This window comes from Paenibacillus puldeungensis (genome assembly GCF_042678945.1).
Taxonomy (GTDB): domain Bacteria; phylum Bacillota; class Bacilli; order Paenibacillales; family Paenibacillaceae; genus Fontibacillus; species Fontibacillus puldeungensis.
Window position 1 is genome coordinate 165127 of sequence record NZ_JBHTLM010000010.1, and the last position, 19888, is coordinate 185014.

At 50.8% G+C, this 19888-nt stretch carries 16 protein-coding genes and 1 pseudogene; 3 read left to right on the forward strand and 14 right to left on the reverse strand.

What is annotated here, in order from left to right; translation table 11 throughout:
• The first annotated feature begins 48 nt into the window (after positions 1–48).
• Positions 49–801 carry a hypothetical protein gene (locus ACFQ3W_RS15220; RefSeq protein WP_379320090.1) on the forward strand — a complete coding sequence of 251 codons (753 nt, stop codon included), beginning with the start codon at positions 49–51 and terminating at the stop codon, positions 799–801.
• Between the two features lie 157 nt (positions 802–958).
• Positions 959–1263, forward strand: a pseudogene (locus ACFQ3W_RS15225) (IS4 family transposase); the annotation flags it as partial.
• Positions 1264–1354: 91 nt separating this feature from the next.
• Here the strand turns inward: ACFQ3W_RS15225 and ACFQ3W_RS15230 are convergent.
• The 3 genes from ACFQ3W_RS15230 to ACFQ3W_RS15240 all read right to left on the reverse strand — a co-directional run bounded on the left by ACFQ3W_RS15230 (position 1355) and on the right by ACFQ3W_RS15240 (position 4074).
• A complete protein-coding gene (locus ACFQ3W_RS15230) occupies positions 1355–1996 on the reverse strand; it encodes a TetR/AcrR family transcriptional regulator (RefSeq protein ID WP_379320091.1) in 642 nt (213 codons plus the stop codon).
• A gap of 2 nt (positions 1997–1998) precedes the next feature.
• A complete protein-coding gene (locus ACFQ3W_RS15235; protein WP_379320092.1) occupies positions 1999–3195 on the reverse strand; it encodes an MFS transporter in 1197 nt (398 codons plus the stop codon).
• A 189-nt stretch (positions 3196–3384) separates the two neighbouring features.
• Complete coding sequence (locus ACFQ3W_RS15240; RefSeq protein ID WP_379320113.1) at positions 3385–4074, reverse strand: bifunctional 4-hydroxy-2-oxoglutarate aldolase/2-dehydro-3-deoxy-phosphogluconate aldolase; 690 nt, start codon at positions 4072–4074, stop codon at positions 3385–3387.
• A gap of 109 nt (positions 4075–4183) precedes the next feature.
• Between ACFQ3W_RS15240 and ACFQ3W_RS15245 the strand changes: the two genes are divergently transcribed.
• Positions 4184–4951, forward strand: a complete 768-nt coding sequence (locus ACFQ3W_RS15245; protein WP_379320093.1) for an IclR family transcriptional regulator — start codon at positions 4184–4186, stop codon at positions 4949–4951.
• A 45-nt stretch (positions 4952–4996) separates the two neighbouring features.
• On the opposite strand, the gene ACFQ3W_RS15250 is transcribed toward ACFQ3W_RS15245, so the two are convergent.
• The 11 genes from ACFQ3W_RS15250 to ACFQ3W_RS15300 all read right to left on the reverse strand — a co-directional run bounded on the left by ACFQ3W_RS15250 (position 4997) and on the right by ACFQ3W_RS15300 (position 19446).
• Positions 4997–5941, reverse strand: coding sequence for a sugar kinase (locus tag ACFQ3W_RS15250; protein WP_379320094.1), 945 nt, complete (start codon positions 5939–5941; stop codon positions 4997–4999).
• Between the two features lie 18 nt (positions 5942–5959).
• Positions 5960–6736, reverse strand: a complete 777-nt coding sequence (gene kduD, locus ACFQ3W_RS15255) for a 2-dehydro-3-deoxy-D-gluconate 5-dehydrogenase KduD (protein ID WP_379320095.1) — start codon at positions 6734–6736, stop codon at positions 5960–5962.
• 65 nt (positions 6737–6801) lie between these two features.
• Positions 6802–7632, reverse strand: coding sequence for a 5-dehydro-4-deoxy-D-glucuronate isomerase (gene kduI / locus ACFQ3W_RS15260; protein WP_379320096.1), 831 nt, complete (start codon positions 7630–7632; stop codon positions 6802–6804).
• Between the two features lie 569 nt (positions 7633–8201).
• A complete protein-coding gene (locus ACFQ3W_RS15265; RefSeq protein WP_379320097.1) occupies positions 8202–9854 on the reverse strand; it encodes a glycoside hydrolase family 13 protein in 1653 nt (550 codons plus the stop codon).
• Between the two features lie 46 nt (positions 9855–9900).
• Positions 9901–10569, reverse strand: coding sequence for a beta-phosphoglucomutase (gene pgmB / locus ACFQ3W_RS15270; RefSeq protein WP_379320098.1), 669 nt, complete (start codon positions 10567–10569; stop codon positions 9901–9903).
• A gap of 28 nt (positions 10570–10597) precedes the next feature.
• Entirely contained in the window at positions 10598–12799 is a 2202-nt protein-coding gene (locus ACFQ3W_RS15275; RefSeq protein WP_379320099.1) for an amylo-alpha-1,6-glucosidase, read from the reverse strand.
• Positions 12800–12820: 21 nt separating this feature from the next.
• Positions 12821–13663 carry a carbohydrate ABC transporter permease gene (locus tag ACFQ3W_RS15280; RefSeq protein ID WP_379320100.1) on the reverse strand — a complete coding sequence of 281 codons (843 nt, stop codon included), beginning with the start codon at positions 13661–13663 and terminating at the stop codon, positions 12821–12823.
• A 16-nt stretch (positions 13664–13679) separates the two neighbouring features.
• Positions 13680–14576, reverse strand: a complete 897-nt coding sequence (locus tag ACFQ3W_RS15285; protein WP_379320101.1) for a carbohydrate ABC transporter permease — start codon at positions 14574–14576, stop codon at positions 13680–13682.
• A 61-nt stretch (positions 14577–14637) separates the two neighbouring features.
• Positions 14638–15945, reverse strand: coding sequence for an ABC transporter substrate-binding protein (locus ACFQ3W_RS15290; RefSeq protein WP_379320102.1), 1308 nt, complete (start codon positions 15943–15945; stop codon positions 14638–14640).
• Positions 15946–15967: 22 nt separating this feature from the next.
• Positions 15968–18301 carry a glycoside hydrolase family 65 protein gene (locus tag ACFQ3W_RS15295; RefSeq protein WP_379320103.1) on the reverse strand — a complete coding sequence of 778 codons (2334 nt, stop codon included), beginning with the start codon at positions 18299–18301 and terminating at the stop codon, positions 15968–15970.
• A 134-nt stretch (positions 18302–18435) separates the two neighbouring features.
• Positions 18436–19446 carry a LacI family DNA-binding transcriptional regulator gene (locus ACFQ3W_RS15300; RefSeq protein ID WP_379320104.1) on the reverse strand — a complete coding sequence of 337 codons (1011 nt, stop codon included), beginning with the start codon at positions 19444–19446 and terminating at the stop codon, positions 18436–18438.
• Positions 19447–19888 lie beyond the last annotated feature (442 nt).

Sequence of the window (19888 nt, forward strand, 5' to 3'; positions counted from 1 at the left end):
ATTAATTATATAATATATTTACTATTAAATGTCATGGGAGGTTGATTTATGAAAAGGCTATTACTTTCAAGTATCACTATCTTAATGTTTACTGTTCTTTTAGGAGCACCAGTAAGTGCATCATCAGTATCAATTACACCCAATTTAGATATTCCCAAAGGATATGAACTTGTTAAGGTATATGATAATACATCCAGATACGATATAGCATCTCTTCAAAGGAATCATTCCTTAGAACTTAAGGTTCTACCCGATATTATTGATGACAATACTGATGATAAACATGATGCCCAAGTTGTTGATCAGTCCGTTCGACCATTGTACGATTTAAGAGAAATCAGCACAGGGGAGATTGTAACTGAATACGCTGCTGACGTAACAATTATGGGAAGCTCCGGCACTAAAACAGCGGATGGATATGATAGTTCTATTAGTGTCTACGCTAAAGCAACAATTTACTATATTTTTAGTGGTAGTGCATCTGAAGAGGGAGTTACTTTAGATAAAGTCGACTGGAGATACGAAATTAAAGATAGTACAGTAAAAATTAAAAGCAAGAGCCATTTGTTTGTTCAAGATGGCCCCCCTCTTTCTAGTGGACCTGCCGTAAAACAAAGAAAAACCCTAACCCCCACAGATAATTCCGGTACTGATTTGGTGAGAAATTGGGGCTGGGTTCCTCTTAACAGTTTGGCAACTTCCACATTAATGGGAGTGGACATGACTGCTGAATTAGGTACAACTTATGATTCAAGTACTTGGAAGATGAACGTAAAATGCATGATAATTGGCATTGTCTAAAAATTGTAGCTTTTTAAACATAATCTTTCTCAAGGAAATGGACCATAGAGGCTTAAGCCAAAGTGGTCCATTTTTCTTCCGGTAATCTCAAGCCAATTTCTCCTGCTTATTATGTCCACGTCCATAGTCGATTACTACAAAATCCAAGGTCCTTCCCCGCTCTTATGATTTGCTCATCAGTCATACCACGATGTATTCTCGCGATATATTCTGCTGGCTTGGCAGCATCGTCAAAGCACGGATGCTCGCTTATTTGGCGGCTTGTTTTATTTGCTGTGTGACGAAGTGGGCATGTTGGACTGGATGGTAGCTTTGTAACAATTGCTAGATCTGATCAACGAATCTACGAAAGTAGGCAAAAAGCTTTCAGCCCTGATTCAACGTCAACTCCAGCAATGGATTTTAGCTTTGCCCAGCTATATAATCAGGGCTTGTTTACCCATTTCATGCTGCGGAAGTTGAGTTATAAATAATATAATCTTAATAAAACACGGGCCCTAGGCGAGATAACCCACCATTACTCGTGCTTGATGAATAATACCTTATAGGTTCATTATTCCCCACGCTTCACCGAGTTCAGCACCATGTCCACTACAGATTCTGCGATGTCATCATAAGTGACAACTCCATAGACGCTCGGCAACGAGGTATAGCTCATTCTTTGCAGCACGCCCATCATCGTCTGAAAGATGTAATAGCCTGCTTTGACCGGGTCTAGGTCAGCCTTCAAGGTCTTGTCCTCGATCCCCTGAACAATCGCCGAGTTTAAAAAATCCTTATGGTTGCTATCATTAACAAAGCTTTGAAATCGCTGCTTCAGTTCCACGTTCGCTTCGTAATCCTCATAGTACAGGTCAAACAAAATGATAAACTTCATTTGATCCTTGAACTCTTTGGCAAAATCCACCCAGGCATGCAGAATAAGCTGAATCCGGCCTAACCCGCTTGCTGCAGGATTGTCCCTTTGCACGATGTAATCCGTCATATGCTCAAGCACGTCCATTTGCACTTCAAAGATCAGCTCATCAATCGACTTGAAGTGCTTGTAGAACGTGATCCGGCTGATCTCCGCCCGCACGCATACTTCTTTCACATTCACCTGCAGAAAGTTGTGCTCTAAAAAAAGTTTTCTCCCTGCGGCGATGATTTTCGCGCGATTTTGATTTTTTACATTTTGATGCCATGAATCGCTCATGCTCAACCCTCGTTCTGGTAGGCTGTATTTTCTTTCTTCGTTAAAAAGATCGTTCCAAATAAAATGATAGCCCCTACGATAAACGGCAAATTGATGTGCCAATCGAACAAATTGCCTGCCATAACCGGGCCGATGATATTTCCCATACTAGTATAAGTAGTATTCAACCCGGAAACAAACCCCTGCTGGTCGCTCCCGGCCGCGTTGGCAAGCAGCGTATTAACCGTCGGACGGAGCAAGGAGTTGAACGCGAAAAATATCGCCGACACCGCTAATAAGTAGGCGAAATTGACTTTAAGCAGCATGAGTAAGAGCGCAGCCGAGGTCATGAGCAGGGAAAATACGATTAATCGATGCTCGCCATAGCGCTTGATGACCTTGTCGATCACGCACACCTGGGTAACGATCCCGATGGCCGCCCCTAAAGTGATAAGCACGGAAATGTTTTTCGAGGTAAAGCCATATTTCTGCTCCACGAATAAGGAATACACCGTCTCATAGTTCACAAGGCCAAAGGTCATCACCAGAATGAGCAGCAAATACCGGAAATACGGGGCGTGAAAAGATTGTACGAGCTGTTTTCCCATCGATATCTGCGGCCCTGATGATGATCTCCCCTTGCTGCGCTGCTCCAAAGGCAGCGTTTCAGGCAGCAGAAGGGTTAACAAAGTAGCAACAAGCCCTAAGCCCGATGCCAAAAAATACGGCACTCTGATGCCAAGCTGCGCCACCATCCCGCCAATGCCGGGACCAAGCACCATGCCTAAATTCATCGCCGCACTGATATAACCCATCCCTTGGGCGCGCGTATCCTTGGTGGTGATGTCGGCAACATAGGCCAGCACCGAGGGGACCATGATCCCCAGACCGATGCCTCCGATAAAACGAGCTATATATAATAGCGTTAGCGTATGGGAAATGGCAAACACAAAGTCGGAAATCACCGTAAAAAACAGGCCCGACAAAATCATGATTTTTCGGCCGTATTTATCCGAAAGCCTTCCGCCTATCGGGGAAAAGAAAAACTGCGCCGCTCCAAACGCCGCGACCAAATATCCGGCCGCCGTTCCGGCTGCGTTAAACAGCTTCAAATAATCAGGCAGGATCGGAATGACCATCCCTTGGCCTAGCAGAGCAATAAATAAATTGAGCATTAAAATGAACAGCGGGTACTTGTCCTTCTTCAGTAAATAAGTCATCCTTAACCACCTTAGTTTACACATAGTAAATGATTAACATAGTGTAAACTATTATAGAGCTCGGTTCAAAGATTTGTAAATGAACAAATATATTAAAAAACGCGAGCATAAGGTTTCAGTTAAGTCCCTACCTACTCGCGCTTTGCTATATCGCCATAATTGTCATGTTATGAAACCCCTTCGATGGGCTTATCCCCTTTGCATGCTGCCTGTGTATGTGGATGAAGCGACTAACTGCCCTCTAGCCTCCCGGACTTTTTCGACATATTGCTGTGCAGACTCCGTTATCCGATCAAAGTCACCGGTCTTGGCCGGGGACATCAAATTGCCGCCGATCCCTACCGCGACGCAGCCGTTCTCAATCCACTTGGCGATGTTGTCGAGGCTTACCCCTCCTGTGGGCATTAGATTCACCTGCGGCAGCGGAGCCTTTACCGCTTTTACAAAATCCGGGCCTGCCGCGCTTCCAGGGAATAGCTTGACGATATCAACCCCTGCCTCCAGCGCTTGTTTCATTTCCGTAATCGTCATGCAGCCCGGCATATAAGGAATCTGGTACAAATTGCAGAGCCTTGCGGTTTGCTCGTCAAAGACGGGACTGACCACGAACTCGGCCCCTGCAAGAATAGCGATTCTTGCCGTTGCTGCATCCAGAACCGTCCCCGCCCCAATCACCACACTCGGATGATTTTGGTAAAGGGAGGTTAACTCCCTGATGACCTGGTCTGCATTCGGAACGGTAAACGCAACCTCAATGCCTTGAATGCCGCCTTTGACGCAGGCTTCTGAGATTTTTACAGCCTCTTCCTTCGCATCGGCTCGAATTACGGCAACAACGCCGCACTCTTTTATTTTCGTTAGCACCTGCAGCTTTTTCATGTACACCCAGCCTCTCTCCTATAAAACGCGCTATAGCGTATCATATTGCAGAACGGCGTTTTATCATGTAGGATAACGATTAAATCATGAATATAAAGAGGTTATCACCATGTCGAACGTTCAATCGCTCGAAAGAGCACTGACCCTATTAAACGCCCTCTCCGACTACCCGGATGGCATTCAAATCGCCCGATTAACCGAACAGGTCGGCCTATCCAAAAGCACCACCCACCGGCTGTTGGCCACTCTATCCAGCATGAATTACGTCGTAAAGGACCCGGAAACGGATAAATATAAATTAGGTCTGCAAATTCTGTTCCTGTCCCGGAATATCCTCAATCAGAACAATGTCGTAAGTACGGCCAGACCTTACCTGGAAAAACTGTCGGCCGAGGTCAATGAAACGGTCCACCTCTGCGTCGAGGATCTGGGCGAAGTCACCTACATCGACAAAATTGAGAGCAATCAAACGATTCGCATGTTTTCCCGGATCGGCAGCCGTGCTCCCATGTACTGTACGGGCGTTGGCAAGGTGCTATATGCGGGCATGGCGGAAAGCCGCTTGGAGCAGCTCATTGCTCAAGTCGATTTTGTGCCAAAAACAAAGAACACGATTACTTCTGCAGAGGCCCTGCGAAAAGAAATCCAAAAGGTCAAGCAGCAGGGGTATGCACTGGACGATGTGGAAAATGAAGAGGGCATCCGGTGTATTGCAGCCCCGATTTACAATCATGAGGGCAAAATCGTCGCAAGCTTCAGCATTTCGGGGCCAAGCAATCGAGTAACCTTGGATCTCGTAAACGGAATGCTGATAGATAAAGTGAAGCAGACCAGCATGGAAATTTCCCGGAGTCTCGGGTATGTTGGCGGAATATAAATGGCCGAAAACAAAGGTGTTCCCTTCCTTCCGGGAATGCCTTTGTTATGAGCTGGCCGCCTCCATAAAGGCTTCTAATCCGGTACGGTCCGGCAATCCGTCGTTGTCCCCCGGAGACATGACGGCCAGCGCGCCAATCGCTGCACCTCGCCGGACCGCTTCCTCCAGGGGCCGACCCTCGAGCAGTCCGCTCACGACGCCGACGGCGAACCCGTCTCCCGCTCCTACGGTATCCACCACCTGACGTACGCGGAACCCTTCCGTATAGAAGCATCTCCCTTCCGAGCTTGCAAAAGCGCCTTCGGCCCCCAGCTTGATCACCACGGTTTTGACCCCGGCCGCATGATAGTAATTGGCGATGCCCTGAACGTCAGGTTGACCCGTTAGCCACCTACCTTCCTCCAAGCCCGGAAGAACAAGATCGGCCTGGCACGCCAAATGGTTGATAACCTGAACCATCTCTTCCTGATCCGGCCAAAGGCCAGGGCGTAGATTCGGATCAAACGAAATGGGAACGTTTCTGGACTTCGCCTCTTGGATGAAACGGTAAACCATCTCCCGGCACCCGAGCGATAAGGCCGGTGGGATTCCCGTCAAATGAACATGGTCAACGCCGTCCCAATCAAGGCGCATGATCGACTCAACGGTCATATGAGAGGCCGCGGAATTTTTGCGGGCAGAGAACACCTCCGGATCCCCGCTGCTCACCTTCTGCTTCCACTGCATGCCGGTCAAACGGCTGCCATGATACGTGACAAACGTGGTATCAATGCCATTTTGGCGAAGGAACTTCCCGATATTGCGCCCAAACGGGTCCTCTCCCAGCTGGGTGATATACGTGACCTGGTGTCCCAGGCGAGCCATTCCGATCGAAAAATTCACCTCCGCACCGGCTACAAATCGGCTGAATCGCCGGACATCCTCCAGCGGGCCTTCCTGCTCCGCCACGAACAGCGACATTGGTTCGCCTACAGTTACGATCTTGCTCATATGCCCTTGCAACCTCCCCTAGCGGGCCAACCAGCCGCCATCCACTGCCAGGACGTGCCCGTTCATATAATCCGAGGCCCGGCTGGCCAAGAACACCACGGCTCCCATCAGATCCGCCGGAGTTGCCCAGCGCCCTGCCGGTATGCGGGACATAATCTCCGCATTCCGCTGCTCATCCGCACGAATCGGCGCCGTATTATTCGTGATTACATAACCCGGCGCTATGCCATTGGTTTGAATGTTGTAAGCCCCCAGCTCATTCGCAAAAGCCTTGGTTAACCCGGCCACCGCATGCTTGCTCGCGGTATAAGGAGGGACAAACTTTCCACCCTGATAGGACAACATGGAGCACACGTTCACGATCTTGCCGCTCTTGTGTGCTACCATCACTTTGGCGACTTCTTGACTGAGCAAGTAAACCGCGTTCAGGTTGACGTCGATCACCGCATCCCAATCTTCCTCTTGATATTCAAGCAGCGGCGCCCGCCGGATCGTCCCCGCATTGTTGACCAGAATATCAATGGTCCCGTACGCATCCACGCATGCCGCTACAAGCTGCTTCAAGCTTCGACGGTCCGTCAAATCGGCCTGATAAAATTGAACTTTTCGGCCCGTCTTTTCGATGAGCGCCTTCGTTTCATCCCAGTTATCGTTATGCGTCACAATAAAGAGGTCGGCGCCCGCTTTTGCCAGTGCCACGGCGTAAGCCTGCCCCAGTCCTGTATTGCCACCGGTCACGATCGCCACTTTGCCGTTCAGACTAAAAAAGTCCAGCGAGAAATTTTCCAAATCCATGTCTTGATTTCACCTCTCGGTTCGTATAATGGGTTACTGGGTGACTGCCCCTTTTTCAAGGAACGCTATTTCAACTGATCCATTGCAACCGGATCCATGTCGCTGTAAACCTTGTTCTCTCCGGCCATTGCCCAGATAAAGGCATAGCTGCCCGTTGCAGCCCCGCAATGAATAGACCAAGGCGGCGAAATGACGGCCTCCTCATTGTTCATGACAAGGTGACGGCTCTCGGTCGGTTCGCCCATCATGTGAAACATCCTTGCATTCTCGTCCAAATCGATGTAGAGATAGGCCTCCATTCTGCGGTCATGCGTGTGCGGCGGCATCGTATTCCACACACTGCCCGGGTTCAGCTGCGTTAATCCCATGACGACCTGACAGCTCTGGATTCCATCCTTGTGGATCATCCGGCGAATAATCCGGTCATTCGAGCTTTCTAAGGAGCCTAACCGGTCCCCCGTGATGCTGCTGAACGACACGTGCTGGGTAGGATATTCCTGGTGAGCTGCTGCCGAGAACAAGTAAAACTTAGCCGGTTTCTCAGGTGAATCACTCGTAAAAAGGAGCTCCTTCTTCCCTAGACCGATATACAGACAGTCCTTATTTTCCATCGCGTAGGACTCGCCATCCACAGACACCTTTCCGCTGCCGCCAACATTAAAAATGCCTACCTCTCGCCGTTCCAGGAAATATTCCGCTTTAATCTGATCATTGCCCTCTAGCGAAATCGCCTCCGCCACCGGCGTAATCCCGCCCATAATAACACGATCCTCCATCGAATACACCAGCTTGGTTTGACCAGGAATGAACAGATCCTGAATCAAAAAGTGCTGTCGAATCTGCTCGGTCGTCATCGCCTTGGCGTGCTCCGGGTGAACTGAGTACCTAATCTCCATAATCACATCTCCCTGTCGTGGATTGGCTTATCCTTGCTATTATCTAACGCCAAGTAATTGTTCCACATTGTGGACCAATGTTCCATATAATGATTATAGCGTTTTCATTGGAAAAAAGCATTACCTATTTCATCATTTGCTGAACCATTTTGCACGATAAACGAGCTTGTCCATTTTGCCGCATATTGCCCCGCTCCCGCTCCAATTGTTGTATTTCGTGCAGCAATTTAGACTTGATACGGCTTACAGACCACAGATTGTTGTATTTAGTGCAGCAATTTGGGGTTAATTGGGCCTACTGCCGCAATATTGTTGTACTTTCTACAACAATCCGGCCTGTAAGCCCAGGACTCGATTAGATTGTTGTACAAAATACAAAATTTGTTCCACCACCAACCCACTGCCGGTTTTCCGGTTTGCTATTAATCTAGTAGAAAATTCATTAACCTGAAAAAAACTCCGCCCCCTGAGGGACGGAGTCATTCCTTATACTCTACTACTACCTGTCATCAACCTTTAATGCCGCAAGTGTTCGATATTTCAGTGCTAATGGGAGGCGCATCCGATCATCAGACCATCCCGCACAATACCGCTTCGTACGGTCTAAGCGACACAGCGTCTCCTTCAAGCGCTAAAGTTGTGTCCTCATAATTACTTAACAATACCTTATATGCTGTAAAATCAGACAGCTCGGCGAGTGGATACCGGACGGATTCGGCAGAATGGTTTTGCAGAACAAGCCAGACCGTTCCTTCATAGCTCCGGGTATAGGCGTACACCTTCGGGTGGCCTTCCGACCAATCCCGGTAATCGCCATACACCATAACCGGATTGGCTTTGCGCAAGGAGATCAATTGCTGGTAAAAACGGTAGATGGAGTCCCGACTAGCCAAATCTTTTTGCACATGGATGTCCTTGTAATTTGGATTCACCCGAAGCCATGGCGTACCCTTCGTAAAACCGGCATTCGGTGAATCATCCCACTGCATGGGCGTACGGGAGTTATCCCGGCTCAGCGGCTGCAGGCTTGCCAGCACTTCAGCGGCAGGGCGCCCCTTGCCTGTCTCTTCCTCGAACTTGTTCAGCATGGCGATATCCCGATAATCCTCAATCGATTCAAAGCGGACCCCGGTCATACCGATTTCTTCCCCCTGGAAAATATAAGGCGTGCCCGGGAGCGTATGCACCAGCATGGCAAGCTGCTTGGCGGACCGGATGCGATGCTCTCCGTCATTGCCGTATCTGGAGACCTGGCGGGTATGGTCGTGATTGTTCAGAAACTGCGAATTCCAGCCTTCTTCCTTAAGCGCCTCGTACCAGTTCTTCTGAATCTCCTTATAGCGCAGCAGGTCCCAGGACGGCATATCGTCGGCAACCTGAAAATGGAATAGCATATTCAGCTCTTTCCGGCCTTCCGCCACATAAAGCAGCCCATCCTCCGCACCCACAAACGGGATCTCGCCCACAGTCATGATGTCATAGTGGCAAAGCACTTCTTGATGCATCTCCTGCAAGTAAGCATGAATGCCCGGCTGATTGCCAAGATACTCGAGATTGGCGGGGTTCTGCGCGTCCGGGAATCCTTTCTTTTTAGCCAGCAGGTTGATAACATCCATCCGAAAGCCGTCTATCCCGAGATTCAGCCAGAATCGCATCATCCGGTAAACCTCCTGGCGCAGCTCCGGGTTATCCCAATTCAGATCGGGCTGCTCCACCGCAAAGGAATGAAAATAATACTGTCCAGTCCGTTCGTCAAGCGTCCAGGCGGAAGGCTCGAAATACGATCTCCAGTTGTTCGGCGGGCCGCCAGCCTTGGCGTCCTTCCAAATAAACCAGTCCCGCTTCGGGTTGTCCCTGGAAGAGCGGGACTCCACAAACCAGGGATGCTGATCCGATGTATGATTGACGACCAGATCCATGATCAGCTTCATGCCCCTTTGATGGACGCCGTTCAGCAGCCGCTTGAAATCGTCGAACGTTCCCGCTTTATCCATCATGCCGTAGTAGTTCGAAATGTCATAGCCGTTGTCGTGGTCCGGCGATTCGTAAACCGGATTGAGCCAGATAACGTCGACGCCGAGCTCCTTGATATGATCCAGCTTCTCTGTGACGCCCTGCAGATCGCCATATCCGTCTCCATCCGTATCATAAAAGCTGCGCCAATACACTTGATAGACAACCGCTTCTTTCCACCATTTTCGCCTTGTGGCGTGATCCATCATCCTTGCCCCCTCCCCTTTCGAAATTTGCTGCCGCCGCCTTAACACCTTAAGCAGAAAGCAGCCCGCGCAGAAACTCCAGCGACAGTCTGCGCGTGTCCGGCAGTACGACGTCGGCCCCCACTGCCTTCAGCATCGCTTCACTACCGATACCAACGGCCGTCATGCCAGCCGCCTTGATCGCCGTGATGCCCGACTGGGCGTCCTCGATGCCGATGCAGAACTCAGGCGCGGCCCCCACTTCCTCCGCGCCCCGCAGGAACAGATCGGGAGCAGGCTTCCCGCGCGGCACCGAATCCGGGGGAACCACAAACCGGAACAGCTCCGACAGCTCAAGCGCCCGCAAAATTTGCGGAGCGTTTTTGCTGGCCGAAGCGACAACGGCCGGGATGCCAGCTTCCCGAAGCGCAAGCAGGAGCTCTCGGATGCCAGGGTAAACATCCGCGGGCTTGAGGCGATCCAGCAGCGATACATAATGGCTGTTCTTCCGCTCGGCCATATCCCGTTTCTCTTCAGCAGAATAGTCGTCTGCCTTGCCACCGTGCCTCAGAATCGTATCCAGCGACTCCATGCGGCTGATTCCTTTCAAATTTTCGTTAAATTCCCGGTCGATGGCGATGCCGAGCTCCTCGGCAAGCCGCTTCCAGGCTATATAATGAAATTCGGCCGTGTCCATAATGACGCCGTCCAAATCAAAAAGAACCGCTTGTAATTTCACAGTTGCTCCTCCACTCCATATTCCTTCTTTATTGATGCAGCGTCCATTCGATGATGCTATCCTTGCTCTCCAAGCGTTCCCCGCCGTGCTCCAGCGTCACCTGCCAGCCGTGTTCGTTCCGGACGGAAAGCAGGCTGCCCCCGCCTTCTTTTGGCGTAATCACGATGTCGAACTCGGCATCGCCCACTCGAAGGCCGGTTAAGCTACTGCTTTTGCCGCGCCAGGCCGAAGGAAGCTTCGGCGAAAGCGTAAGCCGCCGCTCGTGAGCCTCCGGCCGGACGCCGAAGAAATGGCGAATGATCGGAACCGCCAGTGCGTAAATCGTCCAGGCCTGAACCACGCAGCCGTAATCCGGCGACATTTCTGAAAATGAGCCGGGAAGCGCCTTGGAGAACGTGGCAAGCAGCCGCTCCAGCAAGTCCAGCGCTTCGTCCGAATTCCCGGTCGCCGCTTCAGCCACCGCATGGACGCCGGTCGAAATGGTCATCGTCCCCTGACGGTAGATACCGGACAGGTAGGTCCCGTATTCTCCCACATACTCGGGAGTTCTCATCGCAGCAAGCGCCCGACGAGCTTTATCCGGATCGGCTATGCCGGCTTCCATCGGCGTAACGATAACCCAGTTCTTGTTCAGCAGCCAAGCCCTGTCGGCTTCCTGATCGTCCACCTGCTCCAGAAGACGCCGCAAATAGGCGCCATAGCCAGCGATGCCATGCTGCTCCGACAGTGAAACCATATCGTCCACGCTTGGGATAATTTGAGCTGTTGGTGCAACCGCGTCGGCATACAAGCCTTCGGATTCACACCAGAACTCCTCGTTGACGGCCCGCACGGCGCGCTCCGCAAGCTCGGCATATTTGCGCCGGGCGGCTTCGTCCCCAAGCTGTTCGCTCATGCCGGCCATCGCCCGCAGCGCCTGGGCCGTATAGACGGCACTATCAATCAGTTCCATGTTCAACCCGGCGATTTCGATGATGCCATAGCCGGAAGGGAACAAATCGCCGTCCGGGTCCATTTCGCCCAGCAGCCAGTCGATGCCTTTTACGCAATACGCATAATGACGGCGTAGCAGCTCTTCATCGCCGGTCCAGCGGAAGCATTCCCATACAAATGCAATATAATGGGCCGTCTCCTGGGTGTTGCCCGGATTCGGTACCGCTCCTATCGTGGTGATCTCATGCACGATTCTGCCGTTGGCGTTGATTTCCTCCGACTTTCGAAGAATGAGATCAAGCGTATCCTTGGCAAGCTGCGGATCGCCGATCGCCAAGACCCCCTGCAGCGCGTAAGTGCTGTCGCAGCCGAACCACCATGGGTAAGTCGGCCCGCCGGCGGTCAATCCTCTGCCGATCCCATCCACGGTCTGCACCAGCCACTGATTGTTCCATTTGGTCCATTTGAACGCCTCGTTCAGCTGAGCCTCGCCGGAAATTTCAAGCCGCGCGCGATGTTCGACTGTTTCATAAACTTTCTGCTTCTCCTCAAGCAATGCGTCATACCGGTTTGAAATCGTCTCATACGTACGGACGCATGCTCCCTTCGACATATATGATCCGGCGGCGAACAGCCGGAACTCGAATTCCTCTTTATCGTTCAGTTCAATCTCGGTCCGGAAGGCCACACCCAGCCCGGCTCCAGCCGTAAACTCCGGCCCATACAGCTCCGATCCCGTTTCGATCGTGACCTGCGGCAAATCTGTGCCAACCTTGGTGTACCATTCATGCCGGCTGTCCTTGACCAGAACATCGCGTTCGGACACGACAACTGCCTCGTCCCGTTCCCCGTCCATGATGCCGATTTCATCGGAGAACCAAACCGGTCGAAGATCCGTGCGCACCAGCAGCTCCAGCCGAAGGCGCGTGGTTCCGCGACCATACGATCGCAGCTTGTAAGCAGACACAAATCCCTGCTCCCGCTCCGGCGCGTATTGAATGCGTTCAAGCGCCACCGGAATATGGCTGAGTCCGTGATCGTAGTCAAACCGGCTTCCCCAGGGTTCGTTCGTAAATCCGTCCGCTCTGGACCAAACAGAGATATTCCGGTCCAGGTCGGTCAGCTTGAGCCAGAAGCCGTCCAGCAGCTTGATCGGGTGCAGCCAGACGCCGCCCATTTCATTGGCCAGATGGTGGCCGAAGTCCGGGAAGAAGCCGTCTTGGGTTCCGCATATTTTAATATATTCGCTGGCGTTGTAGTAGAGATTGATGGGATGCCTGCTTGTTAATCCGGTCATGAGAATCCTCCTTGCGAGTCATTAGCCTTTGATGGCGGAAGAGATAGAGATGCCTTCTATGAAATATTTTTGAGCGGCGAAAAAAACGACGAGCGCAGGCAGCATGATAAGGATCGTAGCAGCCATCAGCATGTTCCACTCGACGTTATACAGCCCCTTGAACATCGAGAGGCCGAGCGCCAGCGTATATTTGTCGTTGGAATTCAAATAAATGAGCGGACCCTGAAAGTCGTTCCAGACGCCCATGAATGTGAAAATGGACACGGCGATCAGTGGCGACATGGACAGCGGTAAAAGGATTTTCGTAAAAATTTGCATCCGATTCGCGCCGTCGACAAAAGCCGATTCATCCAGATCGCGCGGAATTCCCCGCATGAACTGGCGGATCAGGAAGATATTGAAGGCCCCGCCCCCGAAAAATGCCGGAACGATCAGCGGTAAAAAGGTATCAACCCAGCCGATTTCCTTAAACATAATGAACATTGGAATCATGGTAACCTGGGAAGGCAGCATCATCGTAGCCAGCAGCACCAGGAACAAAAACTTTTTTCCTCTAAACTGGAACCGGGCAAAGCCATAAGCGCATAAGGCCGCCGAAAAAACGGTACCAATCATCACCGGAATGAGAATAATGATCGTATTCTTGAGGAATGTAAAAAAAGGAATCGCATTAACCGCATTTTTGTAGTTGCTCCAATGCCAAACGGTCGGGAAGAAGTTATCCTTGAACACCTCGGCCGGAGATTTTAACGATGTAAAAAAAGTCCAGGCAAGCGGAACGAGCACGACCACCGCCCCGGCAATCAGAATAAGAAAAGATACAATGCGCGCCAGGTTGATTTTTTGATTAACAGTATGGTTCACGGTGAAGTCCTCCCCCTTAATCCTTGTCATCGTCGCCCTGATAGTACACCCACATGGAAGAACTGCGGATGACGACAAGCGTGAAGGCCAGAATAATCACGAACAGAATCCAGGACAACGCCGAAGCGTATCCCATTTCATAATTCTGAAATGCTTTGTTATAAAGGTACAGGTTATAGAAAAGCGTAGAATTCAGGGGGCCGCCGTTCGTCATGACGAAGGCCTGTGTAAAATATTGGAATCCGCCGATAATGCCCATAATCAAATTGAAGAAAATGGTCGGCGAAATCATCGGCATCGTAATGCTGAAAAAACGCCGAAAACGCCCTGCACCATCCAGTTCCGCTGCTTCATACATGTCCTCGGGCACGCCCTGAAGGCCCGATAAATAAATGATGATCGTGTTGCCCACGCCCCATATGCCCATTACGATCAGCGCGCCAAGCGCATACGATGGGTCCTGAAGCCAGGCAGGGCCCTGGATGCCGAACCAGCCGAGAGCACGGTTAAGAATGCCGTATTCGGGATTAAAGATCATCACCCACATCATGGATACGGCGACGGCGGGAATGACCGACGGCATGAAATAAATGAGCCGGAAAACCTTCATGCCTCGGGTCCGCATATTAAGCAGCACCGCTGCCAGCAAGGACACGACCTGGTATAAAGGAACCGAAACAAGCGCAAAAATAAACGTTACTTTTAAGGACTGGTAAAAAAGCTCATCGTGGAAAATCGCCTTGAAATTGTCCAGGCCGACCCATTCGATAGACTTGACGCCGGTTATAATATCCCACTTGCTGAACGCCAAAAACAAAGAGAACAGCATAGGGCCGATCGTGAACAGCAGCAGTCCGACGAGCCAAGGGAGAATGAACAAATATCCGCCCCAATCCGATTTTGACTTACGCATGGCAGCCTCCTAGGTGAAGAGGGTGAAGCGTTTTTAACCTAGCGCTTCACCCGTCGGTTTTTTACTTAACTTTGCTATCTATGTTCTTTGCCGCTTCATCCAAGGCCCCTTTGACATCCTGCTTGTTCAGCAAAATTTTCTCCATGGCCTTCGTAAATTCCTCGACGAAAACCGGGCCGTTGGCGGACCGCATGGTCACTGGTTTCTTCGCGTAGTTCATCATTTCAATAACGGGTTTGTCCGCAACCTCCTTGGCCTTGACCTCGCCCAGCTCTTTCACGGTAGCAGGCAGAACCTTGCTGTTTTCAGAACGCAACTTCTGAGCCTCCGTGCCCGACAGCCACTTCACAAGCTCATAGGCTTCCTGCTTATGTTTGCCTGCGGCGTTGATGGCCCAGCCGGCGCTGGCAATGATGCTGCTGCGCGTTCCATCTGCGCCTTTCGGAATGAGAGCCGAGCCGTACTTCACGTCGGATTTGTCCAAATCGCTTTTAATCCAGCGACCCGTCACCATCATAGCCAGTTTGTCGGTCATAAACATGGAGGAATCTCCACCCATTGTTTCCGTATCCTGTGGCGTCGGCGATACACGATCCGGGCCGGTGGACAATGCGGCATATTTTTCGATCGCTGCTACCGTCTTGTCGCTGTTGATGAAACCTTCAGCTTTGGTTCCGTCCTCATTGGCAATGTCTGTCCCATGATCCCAAAGATACGTATAAAGCGGGTATTCCCATTTCCCGGCGTTAAAACCGAATTGGGTGTATTTATCCCCGTCCTTTTTGGTGAGCTTCTTGGCCGTTGCGACCAGATCATCCCAGGTCCAGTTTTCCGTCGGATACGCAATGCCCGCTTCGTCGAACATCCGCTTGTTGTACCACAAGGCGAGCGGATTAAAGTCTTTCGGCAAATAGTACTGCTTGCCGTTAATCCGCATGTTGTCGATCAGGTCCTTTTGGAAAATATCCAAAGAAAAGGAGGTGTCTTTCTTCAAATAGTCGTCCAGCGGTTCAATGACGCCCTTGTTGACATAACTGAAATAGTCGCCTTCGCCGATCAGGAATACATCCGGCGCTTGCCCAGCTGCCAGCGAAGTGGTCAGCTTGGTGCCGTAGCCGTCGCTTGGAATCGGCTCGAATTTCACCTGAATATTGGAATGAGCCTTGTTGAACTCATCCGCCAGCTGCTGTTCGTTGGATCCGGAAGCGACATCGCCCCAAACCGAAAACGTCAGATTCACTTTTTCGCTGCCCGCGCTCTTTTGATTCCCGTTGCCATTTCCACTTCCGCTATTGCCTCCGCCACAGGCAGAAAGTGTAAGCGCCACCATCAGGATTAATGCCCATGTTGCTGACCATTTCTTTTTCATTAGATTGACCTCCCCTAATTTTTCAATACGAGATTTGTAATTGTTTGGTAAACTTCATCTCTCGCCCATGAACGGTGAGACTTACTTCTGCTTCGCCATCCGCTTCAATACGGAGCAAATGCCGCTCAAGCTCCACCTTCAAACGCTGACCTTGCCAATAGAGAGGGAAGGAAAGCTCTTCCCAGGCATCCGGCAAGCTCGGATTCAAGTGCAGCTCGCCGCCCAGCATGCGCACGCCGGCGAATCCCAATACGACGCACTCCCAAATGCCTCCGAGCGAAGCGGAATGGATACCGGCATCGGAGGAATGCATATAAGGGCCGAGATCGATTTCCGTAGCGCGCCGGAACAGCTTGTAGGCAAGCTCACCGTCACCGAAGTCATTGGCCAGAATGCTGTGCGTCGACATGGAAAGCGAGGAATCATGAAGCGTCTTGTCTTCGTAATAATCATAATTGGCCCTTTTGATTTCCGGCGCAAACCGATCTTCCAGCAAGAAGAACAGCATCATGATATCCGCTTGCTTGGATACCTGCATCGCACCAACCTGATCCAGGTTGTAATCGTCAAAAATGCTGCCTACCTTGCTTTGCGCCTTGTACGGGGACAGATCGATCACCTTTTTTTGCAAATAGGTGTCGTCCTGCGGAATAATGCCGGACTCGTTCGGCTCAGGCAAATAAATCAGCTTCGCTTTTGCGATCCACTCAGCCATGGCCTGTTCCAAGGACAGCTTTCTGTTCAGTTCCTCAAACAGCCGGGGTTCCCGCTCTCGCAGCGTCTCGTAATATTCCATTGCCAATTGGATGTTGAAATGAGCCATATAGTTGGTAAACGCGTTGTTGTCCACGTGTTCTTTATATTCGTCCGGCCCGACTACCTCGTTAATCTCATAACGGCCCTTCGCCTCATTCCACTCTAATCGGCTCGCCCAGAACCTTGCCGTATCGAAGATGATTTCGTAACCGAACCGGTTCATGAAATCCTGGTCTCCGGTAGCCTTGTAATAGTGCCAGACGGCATAAGTGATGTCGGAGGTAATGTGCTGCTCGATAAAGCCGGACCAGATCTTGGTCTGCTCTCCGGTGACGATGTCCACCTGTCCCCAGACCGGCGTCACTTCTCCATCGCTAGGCCAGCCTGCCTCCCAAGGGTACATCGCGCCGGAATAGCCGTTTTCCTTCGCCTTGGCTCTTGCGCCTTCGAGTCCCAGATAGCGGTATTCCAAAAGCGCACGGGCAACGACAGGATTGCTATAAATATAGAATGGGAGAATAAAGATCTCTGTATCCCAGAAAGAATGGCCTTTATATCCTTCACCGCTCAGACCTTTAGCGCCGATCCCCATGCGATGGTCATGAGCTGGCGTCATGATGACTAAATGATAAATAGCAAAGCGGATCGCAAGCACATCGAACGAATGGGCTGATTTCAGCGATATATCGTATTGCTGCCACACTTTTGCCCATGCGGCGCAGTGTTTCTCAAACAACGCATCGTATCCGGCCGAGTGCATGCTTCGTAATTCCTCAAGCGCCGTTTGTCTTACCCGATCCAGCGAAGAATCTCCGTCAAATTCCCGGTCGCGGCTCGTGAAAACGGTTGCCAGCTTCTCAAACGCAAGCGTGCTTCCTTCCTCCAGCTTCACGGAATAGGAGACCGCAACCCTGCGACGATCGATGTCCATCTTGGGAGCCAGGTCCGTCTTCTCTCCGTTTATTTTTACATGATGGGCCGCCCCCAGAACAAAGTCAACTTTTGACTCGGTCGTGGTTTGAATCAGCTCCAGATACGTTTTGTCGTAAATGCGCTTCTCTCCCTCATGAAAATGCTGGCTGCCGCTGTTAGTGGCCTGACCGTCGATGCCCGAGCGGACAACCAGTGATACATCTCCTCCTTCCAGCGGAGTGATTTCGGCCAAAAGTCCGATCTGATGTAGGCGGTCAAGAGATACGAAGCGGCGGAAGCGGAAACGGATTTTCTTGCCCCCGTACTCCCAGACAAAGCTGCGGACCAATTCGGCGTCCCGCAGATTCAGCGAGCGTTCGTAATCGGTCACCGTGCCGCGTTCCAGAGAAAGGCGGGTACCGTCAATCACAATATCCAGCCGGGTCAAATCGGCCGCATTCGGCAGCTCGCTGACTTCGAACTCGTCAAATTTGTTGAATGTACCGTTGACGAGCAGGTTTCTCTTTTCCCCGATGTACGGTTCTTCGGAAGCTGAGCGAAGACCCATGTAACCGTTCCCGAGAGACATGACCGCCTCAGCTTTGCCGAGCGCCAAAGGATGAAACTCTACCTCGGAAAATATCCAATTTCGTAAATCGTCGGACCGTATGTTGTCGTAGCTGAGCATGGTATACTCCCTTTTTCTATAATTTTGAAAGCGCAACCTAAATCGTTTTCGAAACTTGGCAAAAAAAGTTCGAAAACGATTTCGAATAAACCAAAAATAAAAGGCCTTGCAGGTCGAAAACGTTTTCGATGCTATTATTGCACTTTTACCGTCTCTCTGTCAACAATTTCGAACGGTAGAATTTTATGATATCCCCCCGGCCGATGCTCCAGCATATTTACCACCTGTTCAAAAGCAGTATATCCGATCTTCGTGAAGTCCTGTCTCACCGTTGACAGCTTCGGCGTCGTGTAGCTGGACAGAACGATATCGTCAAACCCCATAATCGAAAGATCCTCGGGGATGCGAACATTCAGTTCTCGGCAGCGGCTCATAAATCCAATGGCCATCAGATCGCTGGAGATAAAGACGGCCGTAAGCTCGGGGTGCTCCCGCAGGTATGGTTCGGCAGCTTCATACGCGACCTCTTCGCTAAAGTCGGCTTCAATAACCCGGCCTGGATCGAAGCTCAACCCGTTGGCTTCCAGCGCCTCGCGATAGCCTTGAAGACGATGCACGCTGACAGCGGCAAAGCTATGGCCGTTCACCATACCGATTTCCCGGTGGCCTTTGCCGATCAGGTATTCCACCGCTTGTCTGGCAGCCCCGACATTATCGGTAATCACCGATCCTGCATGCGGGCCAACGATGTCCGCGTCCACCACCACGCAAGGAAGCTCGCTGTTCACCAGCTCCTCGAAATAAGGGTCCGTCGTCCGCAAGCCCGAAATGACGACCCCGGCGATCTTGTTTTCCTGGCAAAATTGCCAATACGACTTATCCTGCTGCTCGGACAAGCTGCGCGTATAAATGACCACCTCATACTGATAACGCTGCGCAGCCGCGTAAACGCCTCTTATGGTCTGAAACAGGACGCCGTCCTTGACGTTGGACTGCTCGAAGTTGGAAATGATCAGCGCAATGGTCTTCGTAACCTTGTGCTTCAGATTTTTGGCCAGCATATTGGGAAAATAATTCAGTTCCTGCGCGGCCTGCATCACCTTTCGCTTTGTGGCTTCACTTACATCCGCATAGCCGTTAAGCGTTTTCGATACGGCCGAAATGGAGACATTGGCCCGCTTTGCTACATCCTTAATTGATACCATTTGTCTTCACCACAACATTTCTTTAGATTCAAATACTATTGTATCGGTTACCGGCAAAATAGCAACCTAAAGCAATTCACAAAAACTGCTCGGGAATCCCCTTTTTCCAAATAAGAAAAACCTAGCCCGCGGCTAGGTCCTTTTGCGTTTGCTCACATCATATAGGTTCTTGCCTCTCTCACCATCTACCACTAAATGTATTTAGTACATCTATTTCTGGACAAAATGTAGCTTTTTGAATTTTAGCTGCAAGAGTTATTTTGTTCCTTTTAGCTGCACTTTTTGCACGTCTGTTGATTAACCAAAAAAAGGGTAGCAAAAAGGCCCCACATTCGGTAAAGTGTTTGTACCCCTACAAACCATCCGAAACGAGGCGGCCTCATGAAAAAGTCTACTTCATTATCAAACATTCTGCAATCCGTGATTTCCAAAGAAAGAATGC

Excerpts from the sequence above, each read along its gene's own strand:
- ACFQ3W_RS15275 (WP_379320099.1), bottom strand. The coding sequence starts at position 12,799 with ATGACCGGATTAACAAGCAGGCATCCCATCAATCTCTACTACAACGCC.
- kduD (WP_379320095.1), bottom strand. The coding sequence starts at position 6,736 with ATGGATTTGGAAAATTTCTCGCTGGACTTTTTTAGTCTGAACGGCAAA.
- ACFQ3W_RS15285 (WP_379320101.1), bottom strand. The coding sequence starts at position 14,576 with ATGCGTAAGTCAAAATCGGATTGGGGCGGATATTTGTTCATTCTCCCT.
- ACFQ3W_RS15240 (WP_379320113.1), bottom strand. The coding sequence starts at position 4,074 with ATGAAAAAGCTGCAGGTGCTAACGAAAATAAAAGAGTGCGGCGTTGTT.
- ACFQ3W_RS15300 (WP_379320104.1), bottom strand. The coding sequence starts at position 19,446 with ATGGTATCAATTAAGGATGTAGCAAAGCGGGCCAATGTCTCCATTTCG.
- ACFQ3W_RS15250 (WP_379320094.1), bottom strand. The coding sequence starts at position 5,941 with ATGAGCAAGATCGTAACTGTAGGCGAACCAATGTCGCTGTTCGTGGCG.
- ACFQ3W_RS15265 (WP_379320097.1), bottom strand. The coding sequence starts at position 9,854 with ATGATGGATCACGCCACAAGGCGAAAATGGTGGAAAGAAGCGGTTGTC.
- ACFQ3W_RS15235 (WP_379320092.1), bottom strand. The coding sequence starts at position 3,195 with ATGACTTATTTACTGAAGAAGGACAAGTACCCGCTGTTCATTTTAATG.
- kduI (WP_379320096.1), bottom strand. The coding sequence starts at position 7,632 with ATGGAGATTAGGTACTCAGTTCACCCGGAGCACGCCAAGGCGATGACG.
- ACFQ3W_RS15220 (WP_379320090.1), top strand. The coding sequence starts at position 49 with ATGAAAAGGCTATTACTTTCAAGTATCACTATCTTAATGTTTACTGTT.
- ACFQ3W_RS15230 (WP_379320091.1), bottom strand. The coding sequence starts at position 1,996 with ATGAGCGATTCATGGCATCAAAATGTAAAAAATCAAAATCGCGCGAAA.
- ACFQ3W_RS15295 (WP_379320103.1), bottom strand. The coding sequence starts at position 18,301 with ATGCTCAGCTACGACAACATACGGTCCGACGATTTACGAAATTGGATA.
- ACFQ3W_RS15245 (WP_379320093.1), top strand. The coding sequence starts at position 4,184 with ATGTCGAACGTTCAATCGCTCGAAAGAGCACTGACCCTATTAAACGCC.
- ACFQ3W_RS15290 (WP_379320102.1), bottom strand. The coding sequence starts at position 15,945 with ATGAAAAAGAAATGGTCAGCAACATGGGCATTAATCCTGATGGTGGCG.